Source organism: Salipiger bermudensis, from assembly GCF_019801965.1.
GTDB classification, from domain to species: domain Bacteria; phylum Pseudomonadota; class Alphaproteobacteria; order Rhodobacterales; family Rhodobacteraceae; genus Salipiger; species Salipiger bermudensis_A.
In genome coordinates, this window is sequence record NZ_JAHVIA010000001.1 from 680,707 (window position 1) to 697,837 (window position 17,131).

At 67.6% G+C, this 17,131-nt stretch carries 21 protein-coding genes and 1 tRNA gene; 14 read left to right on the forward strand and 8 right to left on the reverse strand.

Annotated features, from left to right (window positions below; genetic code table 11):
* Positions 1–46 precede the first annotated feature (46 nt).
* A complete protein-coding gene (folK, locus tag KUV62_RS03270) occupies positions 47–613 on the reverse strand; it encodes a 2-amino-4-hydroxy-6-hydroxymethyldihydropteridine diphosphokinase (protein ID WP_222602234.1) in 567 nt (188 codons plus the stop codon).
* A gap of 136 nt (positions 614–749) precedes the next feature.
* On the opposite strand from folK, the gene KUV62_RS03275 reads away from it, so the two are divergent.
* Positions 750–1,325 carry an NYN domain-containing protein gene (locus KUV62_RS03275; protein WP_008886053.1) on the forward strand — a complete coding sequence of 192 codons (576 nt, stop codon included), beginning with the start codon at positions 750–752 and terminating at the stop codon, positions 1,323–1,325.
* A 39-nt stretch (positions 1,326–1,364) separates the two neighbouring features.
* Positions 1,365–1,814: a YqaA family protein gene (locus KUV62_RS03280; protein ID WP_222602235.1), complete on the forward strand. Its 450-nt coding sequence runs from the start codon at positions 1,365–1,367 to the stop codon at positions 1,812–1,814.
* Between the two features lie 34 nt (positions 1,815–1,848).
* Here KUV62_RS03280 and KUV62_RS03285 read toward each other — a convergent pair whose 3' ends face one another.
* Positions 1,849–2,316: a c-type cytochrome gene (locus KUV62_RS03285; RefSeq protein ID WP_222602236.1), complete on the reverse strand. Its 468-nt coding sequence runs from the start codon at positions 2,314–2,316 to the stop codon at positions 1,849–1,851.
* Between the two features lie 134 nt (positions 2,317–2,450).
* Here KUV62_RS03285 and ispH point away from each other — a divergent pair, with 134 nt between their 5' ends.
* The 6 genes from ispH (at position 2,451) to KUV62_RS03315 (ending at position 6,222) form a co-directional block, all read left to right on the forward strand.
* Positions 2,451–3,398 carry a 4-hydroxy-3-methylbut-2-enyl diphosphate reductase gene (gene ispH / locus KUV62_RS03290; protein ID WP_222602237.1) on the forward strand — a complete coding sequence of 316 codons (948 nt, stop codon included), beginning with the start codon at positions 2,451–2,453 and terminating at the stop codon, positions 3,396–3,398.
* An 83-nt stretch (positions 3,399–3,481) separates the two neighbouring features.
* Positions 3,482–4,096, forward strand: a complete 615-nt coding sequence (locus KUV62_RS03295) for a LysE family translocator (protein WP_222602238.1) — start codon at positions 3,482–3,484, stop codon at positions 4,094–4,096.
* Complete coding sequence (locus KUV62_RS03300) at positions 4,093–4,548, forward strand: DUF3429 domain-containing protein (RefSeq protein WP_222602239.1); 456 nt, start codon at positions 4,093–4,095, stop codon at positions 4,546–4,548. Before KUV62_RS03295 ends, KUV62_RS03300 begins: the two co-directional genes overlap by 4 nt.
* A complete protein-coding gene (locus tag KUV62_RS03305; RefSeq protein WP_222602240.1) occupies positions 4,545–5,132 on the forward strand; it encodes a class I SAM-dependent DNA methyltransferase in 588 nt (195 codons plus the stop codon). Before KUV62_RS03300 ends, KUV62_RS03305 begins: the two co-directional genes overlap by 4 nt.
* Positions 5,125–5,589 (forward strand): ribonuclease HI, encoded by a 465-nt coding sequence (gene rnhA, locus KUV62_RS03310; protein ID WP_222602241.1) that lies wholly within the window; start codon positions 5,125–5,127, stop codon positions 5,587–5,589. The genes KUV62_RS03305 and rnhA overlap by 8 nt, the downstream gene beginning before the upstream one ends.
* A 12-nt stretch (positions 5,590–5,601) precedes the next feature.
* On the forward strand, positions 5,602–6,222 hold the full coding sequence (locus KUV62_RS03315) for a trimeric intracellular cation channel family protein (protein ID WP_222602242.1): 621 nt from the start codon (positions 5,602–5,604) through the stop codon (positions 6,220–6,222).
* Positions 6,223–6,364: 142 nt separating this feature from the next.
* Here KUV62_RS03315 and KUV62_RS03320 read toward each other — a convergent pair whose 3' ends face one another.
* Positions 6,365–7,543: a MalY/PatB family protein gene (locus KUV62_RS03320; RefSeq protein WP_222602243.1), complete on the reverse strand. Its 1,179-nt coding sequence runs from the start codon at positions 7,541–7,543 to the stop codon at positions 6,365–6,367.
* A gap of 127 nt (positions 7,544–7,670) precedes the next feature.
* Here KUV62_RS03320 and def (KUV62_RS03325) point away from each other — a divergent pair, with 127 nt between their 5' ends.
* The 4 genes from def (KUV62_RS03325) to KUV62_RS03340 all read left to right on the forward strand — a co-directional run bounded on the left by def (KUV62_RS03325) (position 7,671) and on the right by KUV62_RS03340 (position 11,475).
* On the forward strand, positions 7,671–8,192 hold the full coding sequence (gene def, locus KUV62_RS03325; protein WP_222602244.1) for a peptide deformylase: 522 nt from the start codon (positions 7,671–7,673) through the stop codon (positions 8,190–8,192).
* Positions 8,193–8,267: 75 nt separating this feature from the next.
* Positions 8,268–8,765 carry a peptide deformylase gene (gene def, locus KUV62_RS03330; RefSeq protein WP_222602245.1) on the forward strand — a complete coding sequence of 166 codons (498 nt, stop codon included), beginning with the start codon at positions 8,268–8,270 and terminating at the stop codon, positions 8,763–8,765.
* Positions 8,762–9,256 carry a peptide deformylase gene (gene def / locus KUV62_RS03335; RefSeq protein WP_222602246.1) on the forward strand — a complete coding sequence of 165 codons (495 nt, stop codon included), beginning with the start codon at positions 8,762–8,764 and terminating at the stop codon, positions 9,254–9,256. The genes def (KUV62_RS03330) and def (KUV62_RS03335) overlap by 4 nt, the downstream gene beginning before the upstream one ends.
* 143 nt (positions 9,257–9,399) lie before the next feature.
* Positions 9,400–11,475: a calcium-binding protein gene (locus tag KUV62_RS03340; protein WP_222602247.1), complete on the forward strand. Its 2,076-nt coding sequence runs from the start codon at positions 9,400–9,402 to the stop codon at positions 11,473–11,475.
* Between the two features lie 6 nt (positions 11,476–11,481).
* On the opposite strand, the gene KUV62_RS03345 is transcribed toward KUV62_RS03340, so the two are convergent.
* The 4 genes from KUV62_RS03345 to KUV62_RS03360 form a co-directional block, all read right to left on the reverse strand.
* Complete coding sequence (locus tag KUV62_RS03345; protein WP_222602248.1) at positions 11,482–12,729, reverse strand: lytic murein transglycosylase; 1,248 nt, start codon at positions 12,727–12,729, stop codon at positions 11,482–11,484.
* A 135-nt stretch (positions 12,730–12,864) separates the two neighbouring features.
* Positions 12,865–13,650: a sulfotransferase family 2 domain-containing protein gene (locus KUV62_RS03350; RefSeq protein WP_222602249.1), complete on the reverse strand. Its 786-nt coding sequence runs from the start codon at positions 13,648–13,650 to the stop codon at positions 12,865–12,867.
* 135 nt (positions 13,651–13,785) lie between these two features.
* Complete coding sequence (locus KUV62_RS03355; protein ID WP_222602250.1) at positions 13,786–14,487, reverse strand: YoaK family protein; 702 nt, start codon at positions 14,485–14,487, stop codon at positions 13,786–13,788.
* A gap of 124 nt (positions 14,488–14,611) precedes the next feature.
* Positions 14,612–14,688 (reverse strand) — tRNA-Arg (locus KUV62_RS03360).
* 137 nt (positions 14,689–14,825) lie between these two features.
* Between KUV62_RS03360 and KUV62_RS03365 the strand changes: the two genes are divergently transcribed.
* On the forward strand, positions 14,826–15,848 hold the full coding sequence (locus tag KUV62_RS03365; protein ID WP_222602251.1) for a LacI family DNA-binding transcriptional regulator: 1,023 nt from the start codon (positions 14,826–14,828) through the stop codon (positions 15,846–15,848).
* 15 nt (positions 15,849–15,863) lie between these two features.
* On the opposite strand, the gene KUV62_RS03370 is transcribed toward KUV62_RS03365, so the two are convergent.
* The gene (locus tag KUV62_RS03370) at positions 15,864–16,598 is read right to left on the reverse strand and encodes a Crp/Fnr family transcriptional regulator (protein WP_222602252.1); all 735 of its coding nucleotides are present in this window, start codon (positions 16,596–16,598) and stop codon (positions 15,864–15,866) included.
* 92 nt (positions 16,599–16,690) lie between these two features.
* Between KUV62_RS03370 and KUV62_RS03375 the strand changes: the two genes are divergently transcribed.
* Positions 16,691–17,053, forward strand: coding sequence for a hypothetical protein (locus KUV62_RS03375; RefSeq protein WP_222602253.1), 363 nt, complete (start codon positions 16,691–16,693; stop codon positions 17,051–17,053).
* The last annotated feature ends 78 nt before the right edge of the window (positions 17,054–17,131 follow it).

A 17,131-nucleotide genomic window follows, 5' to 3' on the forward strand; every position in this document is an offset into this window, starting at 1 on the left:
AGTGACTCCCTAGCCTGTCATTGCCCGAAACACAAGCGCGGATCGCTCAGAGGGGCCTTACCTCGTCACGGTCCGCCTGCGGCAGCGCGGCACAGAGTTCGCGCACCGTCTTGCCCAGCAACGGATGGCGCCAGTCGGGGGCCACGTCGCAGAGCGGAACAAGCACGAAAGCGCGCTCGTGCATGCGCGGATGGGGGAGAATCAGTTGTTCCGGAGCCCGCGTTTTCTGCTCCTCCAGAGGCAGCATGCGCCACGTTTTCTGAGAAGCAGCATCAGGCAATACTACCTGACCGTGCGCGATCAAGTCCAAATCGAGACTTCTGCTACCCCATCTCTGCTGGCGCTCGCGGCCGAATTTCCGCTCGATTCTATGCAGTAGCGCAAGCGTATCGGCAGCCGAAAACTCGCCCGAAGATACCAGACAGGCGTTCACATAGTCGGGGCCTGCCCCCGCAGGAAAACAAGGGGTTGCGTAGAACCGGCTGACCTGGGCGACCACCTCTCCCGCCGCGGACAATTCCTTGATCGCAGCGTGGAGCGTTTCCGCTGGAGAACCAATCGCGGACGATAGGTTCGCGCCGAGTGCAATCAACTTTTCTTGTTCCACTGCCACCGTTACGCTATCCTTCGGGAGTATGTCTTGCGGCTTGAACCGCTGATTGAATACCTTAATCTTTGTACTTCGGGTGCGCCAACCCACTCACACACACTCACGGACCAGGCGCGCTCTATTGCTGAAAGGACATTTGATGTTTTACAAAGACGAACGGCTCGCGCTGTTCATAGACGGGTCGAACCTGTATGCCGCCGCCAAAGCGCTCGGCTTTGACATCGACTACAAGCTCCTTCGACAGGAATTTGTACGCCGCGGCAAGATGGTTCGTGCCTTCTATTACACAGCCCTTCTGGAAAACGACGAGTACTCGCCGATCCGCCCGCTCGTGGATTGGCTGCACTACAACGGCTTCACCATGGTGACCAAGCCGGCGAAGGAATACACCGACAGCCAGGGCCGCCGTAAGGTCAAGGGCAACATGGACATCGAGCTCACCGTCGATGCCATGGAGCTTGCACCGCGCGTCGACCACATCGTGCTGTTCTCCGGTGACGGGGATTTCCGCCCGCTCGTGGAAAGCCTGCAGCGCCAAGGCGTGCGCGTCTCGGTGGTTTCGACCATTCGCAGCCAGCCTCCGATGATCGCCGACGAACTGCGCCGCCAGGCCGACAACTTCATCGAGCTCGACGAGCTTCGCGAAGTCATCGGCCGCCCGCCGCGCGAGCAGCAGGCGGAGCGCAACTTCGAGGTCGCCAGCAACGGCAACTGATCGTGAACGCGGGACTTTCGGGGAAGAGGCCCCGCGATCATGCTGGCTGAAGCCGCCGCGCTTGGCGGCCTGTTCCTGGCAGCGTTCGGCGCAGCCACGATCCTGCCCTTCCAGTCGGAGGTGGTCTTTGTTGGGATGCAGCTCGGGAACGCGGCACCCCTGGCAATGATCGTGCTGGTGGCCAGCGTCGGGAACGTCCTCGGCGCGGTGTTCAACTACGTGCTCGGCCTGTGGCTCGAACATTACCGGCACCGGCGCTGGTTTCCGGTCAGCGAGGCCCAGCTCGACCGCGCGCAGCGTCTTTACGCGCGCTGGGGCGTCTGGACCCTTCTGCTGAGCTGGGCGCCGCTGGGCGATGCCTTCACCGTCATCGCCGGCGTGATGCGGACTCATTGGGCGGTATTCCTCGCCCTCGTCACCATCGCCAAGACCGGCCGCTACATGGTGCTGGCCTGGGCCACCGCGGCAACGATGGGCGGCGCAGCCTGAGCCCGCCTGACCAAACGCGGCCTCTGCGCGGGCGCTACTGGTAGACCGAGGCGCGGGCGTTGATGTCGTTGTGGATCTCGACCACCTCGTCCGGCCAGGTGCTCTTGATATAGGCCATCACGTCGAGGATCTCGTCCTCGCTGAGGATCTCGCCGAACCCCAACATGTTGGAGCGGTAATCGCCACCGATCATCGCCTCGGTGCCGTGGGTGACGATGGCCAGGAGCTGCGCATCGGGATGGTGCCAGGTGTGGCCGGTGGAATCGTGCGGCGGCGCCGGCAGGAAGCCGTCGGCATCGCGCTCCTTCCAGTCCGGCTGGCCCTCTAGCTGCGCGCCGTGGCAGGCGGCGCAATTCACGGCATAGAGCCTCTCGCCATTCGCGACCCGCTCGGCATCAGTATAGGGAAACAGGCCCGGCACCGGCTCCGCCGCCATCTGGGCCAGCGCCCAGCCGCCTGCCAGCAGCGCCGCCGCCCCCACACCGATCGCAATCCGCTTCATCTCGTCCTCCCCGTCGCGCCGCGCAACTATTCCGCCAGCCCCCGCTACCATCAAGTCACAGCTTCGTCAGGCTTGCCGAAGGGGTCGACGGCAGCGCCCGCAGGCATTACCTCGGAGAGGAACAGGAGACGCCAATGAAGAATCCGCTCATCCTCTACCTCGCCGCCCCGCGCGGCTTCTGCGCCGGTGTCGACCGGGCGATCAAGATCGTCGAGATGGCGCTCGAGAAATGGGGCGCGCCGGTCTACGTGCGGCACGAGATCGTGCACAACAAGTTCGTCGTCGACGGGCTGCGCGACAAGGGCGCGGTCTTCGTCGAGGAGCTCGAGGACTGCCCGCCGGACCGTCCGGTGATCTTCTCGGCCCACGGCGTGCCCAAGGCCGTCCCGGCCGAGGCGGCGCGGCGCGAGATGGTCTATGTCGATGCCACCTGCCCGCTGGTCTCCAAGGTCCATATCGAGGCCGCGCGGCACCACGAGAACGGCCTTCAGATGATCATGATCGGCCATGCCGGCCACCCCGAGACCATCGGCACCATGGGTCAGCTGCCCGAGGGTGAGGTCCTGCTGGTCGAAACCGTCGAGGATGTCGGCCATGTCGAGGTGCGCGATCCCGCGCAACTGGCCTTCGTGACCCAGACCACGCTCTCGGTCGATGACACGATCGACATCGTCGCTGCGCTGAAGGCGCGCTTCCCGGCCATCGTCGGCCCGCACAAGGAAGACATCTGCTACGCCACCACCAACCGCCAGGAAGCAGTCAAGGCCATCGCCCCCGATTGCGACGCGCTGCTGGTGGTGGGCGCACCGAACTCGTCGAACTCGAAGCGGCTGGTCGAGGTCGCCCGCAAGGCCGGCTGCAGCTACGCACAGCTGGTGCAGCGCGCCGAGAACATCGACTGGCGCGCGCTCGAGGGGATCTCCTCGGTCGGCGTCACCGCCGGCGCCTCCGCCCCCGAGGTGCTGATCGACGAGGTGATCGACGCCTTCCGCGACCGCTTCGACGTCACCGTCAAGATGGTCGAGACGGCGCAGGAGAATGTCGAGTTCAAGGTGCCGCGCGTGCTGCGCGTGCCGGCCTGAGCGTCGCTCCCGAACGGGCGCCTTGCGGGCGTTGACAGCCCGCGCCGAATGGGAAACCCTTCCGCCGTCCAAGGGAGGATCCCATGCTGAGCCTGCAATTCCTGCTCACCGCGCTGGTCGTGGTGCTCGCCCCCGGTGCCGGGGTGATCTACACGCTCGCGATCGGGCTCGGCCAGGGCCGCCGCGCCGCGATCTGGGCGGCGCTCGGGTGCACCTTCGGGATCGTGCCGCACCTTGCCGCCGCGATGCTCGGGCTCGCTGCCCTGCTGCACACCTCCGCCCTGCTCTTCACCACCGTCAAGCTCGCCGGCGCGCTCTACCTGCTCTGGCTCGCGGTACAGGCGCTGCGCGCCACCGGCGCGCTGGCGGTCACCGCCTCGCCCCGGCGTGAGAGCGGCCCCCGCACCGCCCGCCGCGGCGCCCTGCTCAACATCCTCAACCCCAAGCTCTCGCTGTTCTTCCTCGCCCTGCTGCCGCCCTTCCTGTCGGGCGCCCCCGAGACCGCGCGGGCCGAGATGATGCTGCTTGGCGGCGTCTTCATGGCGATGACCTTCGCGGTCTTCGTGCTCTACGGCCTCTTCGCCGCCCGCGCCCGCGACTGGCTGCTGGGCAGCGAGCGCGCCATGCGCTGGCTCAACCGCTCCTTCGCGGCGATCTTCGCGCTGCTCGCCGGCCGCCTCGCCATGGAGCGCGCATGAGCCGCACCGTCCCCCGCAGCGCCCTGTTGCTGACCGCCGCGGGCGTCCTGCCGTTCCTCTGGGGCGTGCTGACCCTGCTGTCGGACAGCGCCTACGATCTCGCCTACGGCACCGTCGGCGGCCGCTTCGTCGGCCCCTACGTGCAGCTCGCCTACGGCACGGTGATCCTCGCCTTTATGTCCGGCGTGCTCTGGGGCTTCGCCACCAAGGCCGACCCGCGGCAGGCCCCGGTCTGCTACGCACTGTCGGTCATTCCGGCGCTCTGGGCCTTCTTCATGGCCGGCGGCGGACCGGTCTCGGCGGGGATGAACCTGATCTTCGGCTTCCTCGGCCTCTTGGCGCTCGACTGGCAATTCTGGCGATGGGGGTTGGCGCCGCGATGGTGGATGCACCTGCGCCTGCCGGTCACCGCCGCCGTGGTCGCCTGCCTGCTGGTCGGGGTGCTGGTGTGAGCGACGCACAGACCCTCGCGGTCTATGCCGCCCGCGCCCGCGATTACGCCAATCTGCAGCCCGACGCGCCATTCGAGACCCTCTCCGCCTTCATCGCGCAGCTTCCCCCGGGCGCGCGCGTGCTTGATCTCGGCTGCGGCCCGGGCCACGATTCCGGCCACATGGCCAAGGCGGGCCTGACAGTCGAGGCGCTCGACGCCTCGCCCGAGATGGTGGCGCTGGCCCGCGCCAGCCACGGCGTCGACGCCCGGCAGGGCAGCTTCGACGATCTCGACGCGGTCGCCCGCTACGACGGCATCTGGGCCAGCTTCAGCCTGCTGCACGCCCCGCGTGCCGAGATGCCCCGCCACCTTGCCGCCATCGCCCGCGCGCTGAAGCCCGGCGGCCTGCTGGGCCTGTCGCTCAAGGAGGGCACCGGCGAGGGCCGCGACCGGCTGGGCCGCTTCTACACCTTCTATACCGAGGAGGATCTGCGCGCCCTGCTCGGTGATGTCGGCCTCAGCATCGGTGCGGTGACCCGCGGCGAGGGACGGGGCCTTGACGGCAGCGCCTCGACATGGATATCGGTCCTCGCCCATGACTGATCTTTTTGCATACACCGACGGAGCCTGCTCCGGTAATCCCGGCCCCGGCGGCTGGGGCGTCCTGATGCGCGCGATGAATGGCGAGGAGATCGTCAAGGAGCGCGAACTCAGCGGCGGCGAACCCGACACCACCAACAACCGGATGGAGCTTCTGGCGGCGATCAACGCGCTGGAATCGCTGACCCGCGCCTCGCGCATCACCGTGGTGACCGACAGCGCCTACGTGAAGAACGGCGTCACCGGCTGGATCCACGGCTGGAAGCGCAACGGCTGGAAAACCGCCGCCAAGAAGCCGGTGAAGAACGCCGAGCTCTGGCAGCGCCTCGACGAGGCCCAGCGCCGCCACGACGTCACCTGGGAATGGGTCAAGGGCCACGCCGGCCACCCAGAGAACGAGCGCGCCGACGAGCTCGCCCGCGCCGGCATGGCGCCGTTCAAGCCCGGCAAGGGCACCTGAGGGCGGGCCGCGATGAGCCCGCTCGAACTCCTCGATTACGCCTCCGTCCTGATCTTCGCCCTGACCGGCGCGCTGGTGGCCAGCCGCGCCCAGCTCGACGTGGTGGGCTTCGCCTTCCTCGCCTGCCTGACCGGCGTCGGCGGCGGCACGCTGCGCGACCTTCTGCTGCGCCGCGAGGTGCTGTGGATCGCCGACCCTACCTATCTTGCCGTGGCCTGTGGCGCGGCCATCGTCGTGTTCTTCACCGCCCACCGGCTGGAAAGCCGGCAGCGCGCCATCCTCTGGCTCGACGCGCTGGCGCTGTCGGTGGCGGTCCCCGCCGGCGCCGGCATCGCGCTCGCCGCGGGCGCGCCGGTCTCGGTGATCCTCGTCATGGGAGTGATGACGGGCTGCTTTGGCGGGCTGATGCGCGACGTGGTCGCAAACGAGCTGCCGCTTGTGCTCAAGCAGGGCGAGCCCTACGCCACCTGTGCGCTCGGCGGCGCCGGCGCCCTGCTCGCGGCCCATGCCTCGGGCATCGAGCCCGGCAAGGCCGCGCTGATCGGCGCCATCTTCACCTTCGTGCTGCGCGGCACCGCGCTGGCCTTCGGCTGGCACATCCCGATCTACAAGGGCCGCCCGCCCCGCGCCTGACCGCTCCTCGAGCACACCGGCACCGACGCGCCTCCGGCCCCAGTGAGCCCCCGCCCCTTCTCTGGTTCAAAAATACCTCGGGGTGAATGGCGCGCCCCGCGCGCCAGAGGGGCAGCGCCCCTCCTCCCCCCGACGCCATCCCTCACTGCAGGTCGGCAAAGGCCGCCTTGAGCCGCGCGCAGGCCTCTTCCACCCGGACCCGCGGCGTTGCGAGGTTGAAGCGCAGCCAGCTCTCGCCGCCGGTCCCGAAGGCCGGGCCGTGATTGGCGGCGATCCGCGCCTCGCGCTCGACCCGCGCGGTATACTCCGATGCCGCCATCCCGGTGTCGGAGAAATCCACCCAGGCAAGGTAGGTCGCCTCGAGCGGCATCGACCGCAGCCCAGGGATCTCCGCGATCGCCTCGTCGAAGATCTTCCGGTTGCCGTCGAGATAGGCACAGAGCTCGTCGACCCAGGCCGCGCCCTCGGGCGAATAGGCCGCCGTCGCCATCACCAGGCCAAAGCTGTTGGGCGACATCCCCAGCGCCGCGAGGCACTGCGCGAAGCGTTTGCGCAGCTTCGGATCGGCGATGATGACGTTGCCGGTATGCGAGCCGGCAATGTTGAAGGTCTTGGTGGTCGCGGTCAGCATCACCAGCCGGTCGGAGATGCTGTCATCGACCAGCGCCATCGGGATGTGGGTCTGCCCCGGCATCACCAGGTCGTGGTGGATCTCGTCCGACACCAGGATCAGGTCATGGCGCTTGGCGAAGTCGGCCACCTGCTGCAGTTCCTCGCGGCTCCAGACCCGGCCGCCGGGATTGTGCGGCGAGCACAGCACCAGCATCCGCTCGCGCCCCGTCATCTGCGCGTCATAGACAGCGAAATCCATCTCGTAGCGCCCGTCCTTCATCACCAGCGGGCACTCGACCACCTCGCGCCCGGCCGCTTTGATGACGCGGTGGAAGGCGTGGTAGACCGGCGTGAACAACACCACCCCGTCGCCCGGCGCAGTAAAGGCGTCGATGCAGAGCGCGGTGCCGTTGACCAGCCCGTGCGTGGTGGTGATCCACGCGTCCTCGACCGCCCAGCCGTGGCGCTCGGCCATCCACCAGCGGATCGCGGCGAGGTAGTCGCTCTCGTCACCGAAATAGCCGTAGACACCGTGATCGAGCATCGCCTGCAGCGCCTCCTGCACGCAGGCCGGCGGGCGGAAATCCATGTCCGCGACCCACATGGCCAGCCCACCCTCGGGCGAGACGCCATAGATGTCTTCCATCTTGTCCCACTTGGCGGAATGGGTGCCGACGCGGTCGATCACTTCGTCGAAACGGCTGGTCATGCGGTTTGGTCCTTGCTTGTGGTGGCGGGCCGCACGCTACCGCGCCCCGCCCCGAGCGCAACCCCTCGCGCGCCGCACCCGGTCCGCGCGACTTGCGCGCTCACGCCGTTGTGCATAGATGAGGCGCATGAAACGCCCGATCCTCATCCACCCCGATCCGCGCCTGAAGAAGATCTGCGCGCCGGTGTCCGATCTTTCGGACAAGCTCCGCGTGCTCGCCGACGACATGCTCGAGACCATGTATGACGCGCCCGGCATCGGGCTGGCGGCGCCGCAGATCGGCGTGCTCGACCGGCTTATTGTGCTTGATTGCGCCAAGGCCGATGATGGCGAGGAGCCGCGCCCGCTGGTGATGTTCAACCCGCAGGTCGTGGCATCCTCGGACGAGCGCAACACCTACGAGGAAGGCTGCCTGTCGATCCCCGACCAGTATGCCGAGGTCGAGCGCCCCAAGGTGGTCGATGTCGAGTGGCTCGACCGCGACGGCAACCTCAAGCGCGAGACCTTCGATGGCCTCTGGGCGACCTGCGTGCAGCACGAGATCGACCATCTCGACGGCAAGCTCTTCATCGACTACCTCAAGCCGCTGAAGCGCCAGATGATCACCCGCAAGATGGTCAAGCTCAAGCGCGACCGCGCCCGCGCGTGATCGCCGCCCTGCCGCGCTCTGGCCGGCGCGCCCGCCGCGCCTATCTCTGAGACATTCCCCGAAGCGGAGACCCCGATGGCCCTGCGCGAGATCCTTCTCTGGCCCGACCCCAAGCTCAAGCAGCCCTGCGCCGAGGTCGGCGATCCCGCCTCAGTGGCCGAGCTGGTGACCGACATGTTCGAGACCATGTACGACGCCCCCGGTCGCGGCCTCGCCGCCCCGCAGGTGGGCGTGCTCAAACGGGTCTTCGTGATGGATGCGGGCTGGAAGGAGGGCGACATGACGCCGCTCGCCTGCATCGACCCGCAGATCCTCGCCGTCTCCGACGAAACCGCCTCAGGCGACGAGGGCTGCCTGTCGATCCCCGGCATCACCGCCTCCGTGACGCGCCCGGTCTGGGTCCGCATGGCCTATACCGATCTCAACGGCGAGCGGCAGGAGCGCAAATTCGAGGGCGTTGAGGCCATTGTGGCACAGCACGAATACGATCATCTCGACGGGCTGGTGCATTTCGACCGGCTCGATCCGACCACCGCCGCCGATCTCATGCACGCCTACGAGCGCAACAAATGACCGCCCGCACCTGTATCCCCTGGCCCGACAAGCGCCTGCGCAGCCCCGCCGCCCCGGTCGAGGCGATCACCGACGAGATCCGCGCCATCTGGGACGACATGATCGACACGATGGAGGCGATGCCCGGCGTCGGCCTCGGCGCGCCGCAGATCGGCGTGATGCTGCGCCTCGCGGTGGTCGATGCCTCCGAGGAGCGCGGCCAAGCGGTGCGCATGGCCAATCCCGAGATCCTGCACGCCAGCGTCAAGCTGCGCAGCCATGACGAGGCCAGCCCCAACCTGCCCGGCGTCTGGGCGAAGATCGAGCGCCCCCGCGCCGTCACCGTGCGGTTTCTCAACGAGGCGGGCGAGATCGAGGAGCGCGATTTCGTCGGGCTCTGGGCGACCTCGGTGCAGCACCAGATCGACCACCTGAACGGCAAGATGTACTTCGACCACCTCAGCAAGGTGAAGCGCGACATCCTGCTGCGCCGCGCCAAGAAGGCGCGTTGAGCCGCGCAGGCCCGGGGCCCTGCGCTGTTCGCCGCATTTCCAGCGCAATTTCCCCCTAATTTTCGACAATTCGGAGCGCATCACTGCGCGGAAGACCCGGGCCAGCCCGGTCTTTGGTGGTTTTGTGAGGTGAAGGCGGTCCGATGGCGATCTTTCTGGTAACGCTCGACAACTGGAACGATCCGGGTTTCTGGTCGACGGTGACAACCGGGGCCGAGAGCAACATGCTCGATTTCTCCGCCCTGCCCGAGAGCTTCACCATCACCTTCGCCCGAGACGGCGCATTCCTGACGCTCTTCGACGGCGCAGACAGCTTCACCATCGGCGAAGACAGTGGCGGCGACGCGACGCTCGGAACGCCGGGCGAGTTCGGCCTCTTCGAACTCGCCGCGGGCTCCGCAGGTGACGACCTGATCGACGGCAATGACGCGGCCGATACGCTCTCAGGCGGCGCCGGCGATGACAGCCTGCTGGGCTATGGTGGCGACGATTCCCTGACCGGTGGCGACGGCGCGGACACGCTGCGCGGTGGCATGGGCGCCGACACCCTCCTCGGCGACGCGGGCGATGACGTGATCTACGGCAACGAGGGCAACGATTCCCTGATCGGTGGCGACGGCGCGGATTCGATCTACGGTGAAACCGGCGACGATTATGTCGAGGGGGGTGCCGGCGACGACCATCTCGAAGGCAACGAGGGCAACGACACGCTGATCGGCGGCGATGGGAACGACTGGATGCGCGGCTCCTACGGCAATGACGCGCTCTGGGGCGGCGCCGGCGACGATTACCTCTGGGGCGGCTACGGCGACGACACCTTCCACATCGAGAACGGCTTCGGCAACGACACCGTCGATGCCGAGGATATGGACGAAACCGAGGGCGACCTACTCGACCTGTCGGCGGTGACCGACGGGCTGCGCATCGACATGCGCTCGGCGGATCCCAAGAGCGGCAGCGTCAGCGATGGCAGCTCGACGCTGGTCTTCGACGCGGTGGAGCGCGTGCTGCTGGGCGCCGGAAACGATACCATCGCGCTGGCCGATTACGGCGGGCTCGACAGCGTCACCGGCTTCGCCGCGCCGGAGCTGCAGGACGATGGCAGCTACCTCGCGCGCGATGCGCTCGACGTCTCCGCCCTGACCGACTGGGACGGCAACCCGGTCGATACCGCCGACGTGACGGTGAGCGACACCATCGGTGACGGCAGCGGCGACGCGGTGCTGAGCTTCCCCGGCGGCGAGGCGATCACCCTCGTTGGAGTCTCGGTGGAAGCCGTCAGCACCCCGGCGCAGCTCGCCGCGCTCGGCATTCCCGCTGCGGACGCCGTGGAGGAAGGCGAGGAGCCCGCCGCCGATACGCCTTCGAGCGAAGACGATGCCGAAGGGGAGACCGACGCCATCGAGCTGCCGCAGATCGACGGCGCCTTCGAGTTCGAGGCCACGCTGAGGGTCGATGATCTCGCCGCGGGCAACGGCCAGACCGTGTTTGAATATGGCGGCGGTGGCGCCAATGCCATCACCTTCGGCCAGCTCGGCCCGAGCTCCGCGATGATGCTCGAGATCGTGCAGGACGGCGTGACCCATTATGTCGTGGCCGAGGATGCCTTGGTCGCCGGCGAGACCGCGACCTGGACCGTCGGCATCGACGAGACCGGGCAGATGTATATCGACAAGGATGGAGCGACGCTGATCGAGGGCGAAGGCGTCGTGCCGGCGGATGTCGAGCGCCTGCCCGCGCTTCTTGGCGACAGCGCCGTCGTGACCCGCAGCACGTTTGGCGGCGAGATCACCGATGTCAGCCTCGCGCAGGGCGACACGATCTGGTCCCCATCCGACGAAGACCCGACGGAGACCGAGACCGAGGACGCCCCCGAGGCCACGGAAGACACGCCCGCACCGGATGCCACCGTGGACGATACCGCGCCGGAGGCCCCGGTGGACGACATCGAGGAGGAGGAAAACGAGTCGCCGGAACCACCGCAGACCGACCTCTCCTCCCCCGGCGAGGACGCCGCGGAGGAGGAGGCGACAGACGAGGAGGCCTCGGAAGATCACCGGGAGCACGAGGCGTTGTCGGAGTTCTTCGCCTCGCTGTTTCAATGGGGCCCCCACGCCCACGGCGATCGAGACGCCGCGGAGGAGGAGGACGAAGAGGACGACGGCCCTGACAGCGTCTTCGGCAAGCTCTGGAGCTTCTTCGGCAGCCTCTTCGGCTGACCGCCGTCAGCCTCGCCGCAGCTGCGCCAGCAGGGCCTGCGAGGGCTGGCCGGTCACCGGCAGCCCGGCCCGTGCCTGGTAAGCGCTGATGCCGGCCTCGGTCTTGGATCCGAACACGCCGTCCGGCGTGCCGACATCGTAGCCCGCACGGTTGAGCAGCGCCTGCAGCTCCTTGCGCTCGTCGATCGTGAAGCCATAGCGATCCGGCGGGAAGGTGCCGCGCACCGGCCCGCCGCCGGCCAGACGGTCCGACAGATGCCCGACGCCGACGCCGTATTTCTCGGCGTTGTTGTAGCGCAGGATGACGTTGAAGTTCCGGAACACCAGGAAGGCCGGTCCGGTCACGCCAGACAGCGCAAGGACCGAGCCGGTGCCGCCGGGCAGCGATCCGCCATTGGCCGCGGACACCCCGAGCGCCGCCCATTGCGACGATGACTTGCGCACCCCCCGCCCGGTCAGCCCCGAGCTGAAGCCTGCCGGCAGGCGCACTTCGAGCCCCCAGGGCTCGCCCCGGCGCCAACCGCTGCGCGACAGGTAGTTTGCCGTCGATGCGAGCCCGTCGGTAGGATCTTCCGACCAGATGTCGCGGCGTCCGTCACCGCGGAAATCGACGGCGTAATCCTGGTAGGTGGTCGGGATGAACTGGGTGTGCCCCATGGCACCGGCCCAGCTCCCGGTAAGCCGCGCGGGCGTGGTATCGCCGCGTTCGAGGATGCGCAGGGCGGAGATCAGCTGCGCCTCGAAAAACTCCCCGCGGCGCCCATCATAGGCCAGCGTCGAGGTCGAGGAGATCACCGGAATGTCGCCCCGGCGGGTGCCGTAATTGCTCTCCATGCCCCAGACCGCGGTGACCACCTCCGGCGGCACGCCGTAGCGCCCTTCGATCTCGCGCAGGAGCGCCATGTTGCGGCGCAGCTCTGCGCGCCCGGTCGCAACCTTTTCTTCGGAGGCGGCAATGGCGAGGTAATCCTCGAGCGTGCGGGTGAACTCGGTCTGGCTGCGGTCGCGGGTGACCACGCCCGGAAGGTAGCCCGCGCCGCGGAAGGCGGCGTCGAGCGTCCCGGCGCTGATGCCCCGCGCAGCCGCGCGGCCACGGAACGATGCCACCCAGGCGTCGTAGCCCGGGTTTGGCTGCGGCAGCAGATCCGGTGCCAGCCCGCCCGAGGGGGTCGAGACGGTGGCGCCTCCACCACAGGCCGCGAGAAGCGCCAGCGCACCGCCGCTGGCAAGAAGATGACGTCGTGAAACCTGCATGGGACTGCTCCTCCCCTGTTGTCTTTGCCCTCACTCTGTCGTGTCGGGGGCGTGACCACAAGGCGGCGTCCGCCCCCCGCTGCGGCGATGCGCGGAGCCATGCCCATCGCGCGCGCCCTCCCCTCCGACTGCGGCTCAGAACGGCGGCGCGTAGCCGAAGGCCGCGATCTCGCGGGCATAGATGTCGCGCACCAGCTCGACGCTCTCCGCGTCGTAATACTCGGCCGGGGACTTGCGCGCGTCACGGATCCCCGCCTTGGCGCGATGCCCTCCCAGCGCCAACGGCAGGCCGAGCTGTGCGCCGAAGGCCGCGATCTCTTCCGACAGGTCCTCGTAGCGCCCCACCCTGTCGACCGCGATCTCATCGTCGATGGCGTAGATCTCCCAGTTGGACATCAGCGGCGGGCGCAGCCCCTCCGGGTCGGGTCGCTCCGGATCCGCCAGCCGGCGCAGATAGTCCGCAAAGCTCACATTCGGCTGCTTGCAGAGATGCATCCGCCAGCAATAATCCGAGACCGCGTGGGTCCAGGGGTTCCGAACGATGGCGAACGTGAAATAGCTGTCCCAGGCGTCGGGGTCGAAGGCCCGAACCTCGCTGGCCCGCGCATGCGCCCCGTGGCTGAAGCCGTGACGGTTGCAAAAGTGATGCTTGGTGATGCGATTCACCGCCTCGGGAGACACAGCGAGGCGGCCGCACTGGCGCGAGTGCGCGGCGGAGCGGCGCCAGAGCAATCGGGGATCCGACATCGCCACCAGAAGCGCCTTGCGATTGAAGCGGCCTCCGCCGGCGATCGTCTCGGGCCAGGCTCCGAGCTGGATGTCGTGCGGACCGAGAAACGGGTTGAGCGCTGCCGTGACGGAGCTGCCCGCCGTCTTGCGCGAATGCATGAAGATGAACTTGTGCCGATGACTGATGATCAAGGCGACGTTCCGAACATCAAGTGGCGGGCCGATCGCGGACCGCGGTTCTTGATTTTCTAGACTCGGATTCACTTTCGTTCAACCTAAGCGACTCATCGCCTCAGCCTCCCGGCCGCGCCCGCGCGGCGCAGCGCCTCAGCCTGCGCTCCGGGCGCCGCGCCAGATCTCCGGAAGCGCGACAAGCGCCAGCAGCAGCCCACAGAACAGGAAGGTCACCGGGCCGAAGAAGCGATGCGCCAGCACGCCGAGGATGCCCCCGACCAGGAACGCTAGGATGGTGGTGCAATGTAGCGCCAGCAGGCCGCGGTAGCGCGGAGCCTCCTCGCTGCGGAGCCAGAGCCCCGCCAGCGACAGGCCGATATCGGTGGCCATGCCCGACACATGCGTGGTGCGCACGCGGGCCCGCGAGATCCGCGTGGTGACCGCGTTCTGGATCCCGAGCGAGAAGGCCAGAACACAGATGAACGCGGCGCCCTCCTCGCGTGCCAGACCAAGCAGCCCGGCGCCCCCGACAACGACCAGGATCGCCGCTTCGCAGAGGATGGCGAGGGCGTAGATCATCCGGATCCGCCTGCGCCGTCCGACCTCGATGATCAGCCCCGCCAGCAGCGCGCCCAGGATGAACACCACGACGATCAGCCCGAGCAGCAGCGCGCCCCCCCAGCCGCCCTTGGCCAGGCTGTCGGCCATGCCCGAAAGATTTCCGGTCATGTTGGCGGAGAACAGGCCAGCAATCTCGAAGCCCGCCGCATTGAGGGCTCCGGCCACCATCGACAGCAGCCCCGCGAGGCGCAGGTCGATGGTCTGGTTGCGTTCCTTGCCTTCGCGGATCAGCACATGCGGCCCCTGCGGTTGACGCTCAGCCCTTCATCCAACGCCGAGCGTCGGCTTGCAAGCGGCGCGCTGCCCGGGACGACGGCTGACGCGCGGGGAGGCAGGCATTGGAGGCTGGGACATCCGCTGGCGATCCCGGCAGGATTCGAACCTGCAACCTGCCCCTTAGGAGGGGGCTGCTCTATCCAGTTGAGCCACGGGACCGCTCGCTTCCCATTATCGCCTGCCGATGCCTTTGTCATCCACCTGCGCGAATTTTGCGCACCCGGCACACGCGCCTTGCCTGTCCCGGGAGAAAAGATAACATCGCAGGCAGTTACTGCGTTTAGGAGGCCAGTTCCGTGGCAGATGATGATCCCCGCCCGCTCACCCTGAGAGATGTGTCTGAAGCCTCCGGCGTTTCCGAGATGACCGTCAGCCGCGTGCTGCGCAACCGGGGCGATGTCTCCGAGGCGACCCGCGCCAAGGTGCTCGAAGCGGCCAAGACGCTGGGCTACGTGCCCAACAAGATCGCCGGCGCGCTGGCCAGCCAGCGGGTCAACCTCGTTGCCGTCATCATCCCGTCGATGCGCAACATGGTGTTTCCCGAGGTGATGGCCGGGATCTCGGCGGTGCTCGAGAACACCGAGCTGCAGCCGGTGGTCGGCATCACCGATTACGAGCCCGAGAAGGAAGAGCGCGTGCTCTACGAGATGCTGTCGTGGCGCCCCTCGGGGGTGATCATCGCCGGCATCGAGCATACCGAGGCCTCCAAGGCGATGCTGCAGGCCAGCGGCATCCCGGTGGTCGAGATCATGGATACCGACGGCAAGCCGATCGACACCGCCGTGGGGATCTCCCATCGCCGCGCCGGGCGTGAAATGGCCAAGGCGATCCTGCGCGCGGGCTACCAGAAGATCGGCTTCCTCGGCACCAAGATGCCGCTCGACTTCCGCGCCCGGAAGCGGTTCGAGGGCTTCACCGAGGCGCTCGCCAAGGGCGGCGTCGAAGTCATCGAGCAGGAATTCTATTCCGGCGGCTCGGCGCTGGCCAAGGGCCGCGAGATGACGCAGGCCATTCTCGAGCGCGAGCCCGAGCTGGATTTCCTCTACTATTCCAACGACATGATCGGTGCCGGCGGCCTGCTGTACCTTCTCGAGCAAGGCCGCGACATCCCCGGCGAGATCGGCCTTGCCGGCTTCAATGGCGTCGAGCTGCTGCAGGGCCTGCCGCGCAAGCTCGCGACGATGGATGCCTGCCGTGCCGAGATCGGCAAGAAAGCCGCCGAGATCATCGCGGCGCGGGTCGATGGCTCCGACTCGGAGTTCGAGAAGATCATCGAGATGACGCCCAAGATCAGCTACGGCGATACCCTGCGCCGCTGATCCCGCGGCGCGGATTTACAGGAAGGGCCGCTGCGGAAGTGCCTCGATCTCGGTCGCGGCGACTTTCGCGAGTTCTTCCAGATCTGGTACGGTGAGCTTTCCCTCCGACCATTCCAGCAACCGCTGGGCGCGCAGGCGCGAGAGCGTCTTGTTGGTGTGTACCAGCGACAGGCCGAGTGCATCTGCCAGATCCTGCTGGCGGTAGGGCAGCGGCACGGTGCCGGGCACCGTTTCGAGCCCCAGCCCGCGCAGCCGCACGAAGAGCTTCACCAGCGCCCAAGCGATGCGCTCGGTGCCATCGCGCTGGCCCAGCGTGGCCACCGTCTCACCGAGAAAATACTCCTCCGCGGCGGCGATCCACGTCAGGTCGAAGGCCAGCTCGGGGCGGTTGCGGTAGAGCGTCCAGAGATCATCGCGGCGAAACACACAGCAGCGCATCGGCGTCACTGCCTCGACGGAGTGGTTCATCTCGCCCATGATGCCGGCCTGGAGACCGATGAAATCCCCCGGCAGCACGAAGTTGATCACCTGCCGCCGCCCGTCCTCGAGCGTCTTTTCACGTAGCCCCATGCCCTCGAGAACTGTGAAGAGCTGCGGGGTCTTGGCCCCTTCCATGAGGATCTGCGTGCCCGGGGACACCGCCATTTCACCCGCCTTGAACTTTTCCAGGAAGTCCTTCTCGTCATCCGTGTGCGGAAGGAACGGGCCGCAATCCTGAAGCGGGCAGGCATGGCAAGAAATCATCTTCATACGGGTGCATCTCACGGTCTGATATGTCGCAGTTTAATGCGCGGCCGGTGGCTTTGTTCCATAGAGCGGGCCTTGCCGCCCGAAGGAACGCCATGACTCCGACCGACGGCCCCGCGCCGGCCCCCTCTTTTCTCGTTGCTGTCACCGACCAGCTGGTCGGGATCGACATCGCGACGATTCTGCGTGACGCGCATCCCGACGCCGTGGTGGTCACCGCGCCGGACAGGGAGGCTGCGCTGATCTCGGTGCGCGGGGGCGCCGCGCCGAGCATCGCGGTGGTCTCGCTGAGCCCGGAGGAAGCGCGATCCTCGGCGCTCGGGCAGGCGCTGCTCGAGATCGGCACGCGCATCGTCCTGATGGGGCACGAGGCCGAGCTGCATGGCGAAGCGGACGGGTTCGAGGTGTTGCACCGGCCGTTCCGCACCGTGGACCTGCTCGCACTGCTGGGACGCTGATCGAGGGCGCCGAAACGTCACGCCCCTGTCACAGGGCGCGCATAGGACTCGCGGCACAGATTGATGCAGGCTAGCGCG

Bases quoted from the DNA above. Each gene is read 5' to 3' on its own strand.
- KUV62_RS03300 (WP_222602239.1), top strand. From the start codon at position 4,093: ATGAGCCGCACCGTCCCCCGCAGCGCCCTGTTGCTGACCGCCGCGGGC.
- def (WP_222602246.1), top strand. From the start codon at position 8,762: ATGACCGCCCGCACCTGTATCCCCTGGCCCGACAAGCGCCTGCGCAGC.
- KUV62_RS03345 (WP_222602248.1), bottom strand. From the start codon at position 12,729: ATGCAGGTTTCACGACGTCATCTTCTTGCCAGCGGCGGTGCGCTGGCG.
- KUV62_RS03315 (WP_222602242.1), top strand. From the start codon at position 5,602: ATGAGCCCGCTCGAACTCCTCGATTACGCCTCCGTCCTGATCTTCGCC.
- def (WP_222602245.1), top strand. From the start codon at position 8,268: ATGGCCCTGCGCGAGATCCTTCTCTGGCCCGACCCCAAGCTCAAGCAG.
- ispH (WP_222602237.1), top strand. From the start codon at position 2,451: ATGAAGAATCCGCTCATCCTCTACCTCGCCGCCCCGCGCGGCTTCTGC.
- KUV62_RS03280 (WP_222602235.1), top strand. From the start codon at position 1,365: ATGCTGGCTGAAGCCGCCGCGCTTGGCGGCCTGTTCCTGGCAGCGTTC.
- def (WP_222602244.1), top strand. From the start codon at position 7,671: ATGAAACGCCCGATCCTCATCCACCCCGATCCGCGCCTGAAGAAGATC.
- KUV62_RS03370 (WP_222602252.1), bottom strand. From the start codon at position 16,598: ATGAAGATGATTTCTTGCCATGCCTGCCCGCTTCAGGATTGCGGCCCG.
- rnhA (WP_222602241.1), top strand. From the start codon at position 5,125: ATGACTGATCTTTTTGCATACACCGACGGAGCCTGCTCCGGTAATCCC.
- KUV62_RS03295 (WP_222602238.1), top strand. From the start codon at position 3,482: ATGCTGAGCCTGCAATTCCTGCTCACCGCGCTGGTCGTGGTGCTCGCC.
- KUV62_RS03285 (WP_222602236.1), bottom strand. From the start codon at position 2,316: ATGAAGCGGATTGCGATCGGTGTGGGGGCGGCGGCGCTGCTGGCAGGC.
- KUV62_RS03375 (WP_222602253.1), top strand. From the start codon at position 16,691: ATGACTCCGACCGACGGCCCCGCGCCGGCCCCCTCTTTTCTCGTTGCT.
- KUV62_RS03320 (WP_222602243.1), bottom strand. From the start codon at position 7,543: ATGACCAGCCGTTTCGACGAAGTGATCGACCGCGTCGGCACCCATTCC.
- KUV62_RS03340 (WP_222602247.1), top strand. From the start codon at position 9,400: ATGGCGATCTTTCTGGTAACGCTCGACAACTGGAACGATCCGGGTTTC.
- KUV62_RS03275 (WP_008886053.1), top strand. From the start codon at position 750: ATGTTTTACAAAGACGAACGGCTCGCGCTGTTCATAGACGGGTCGAAC.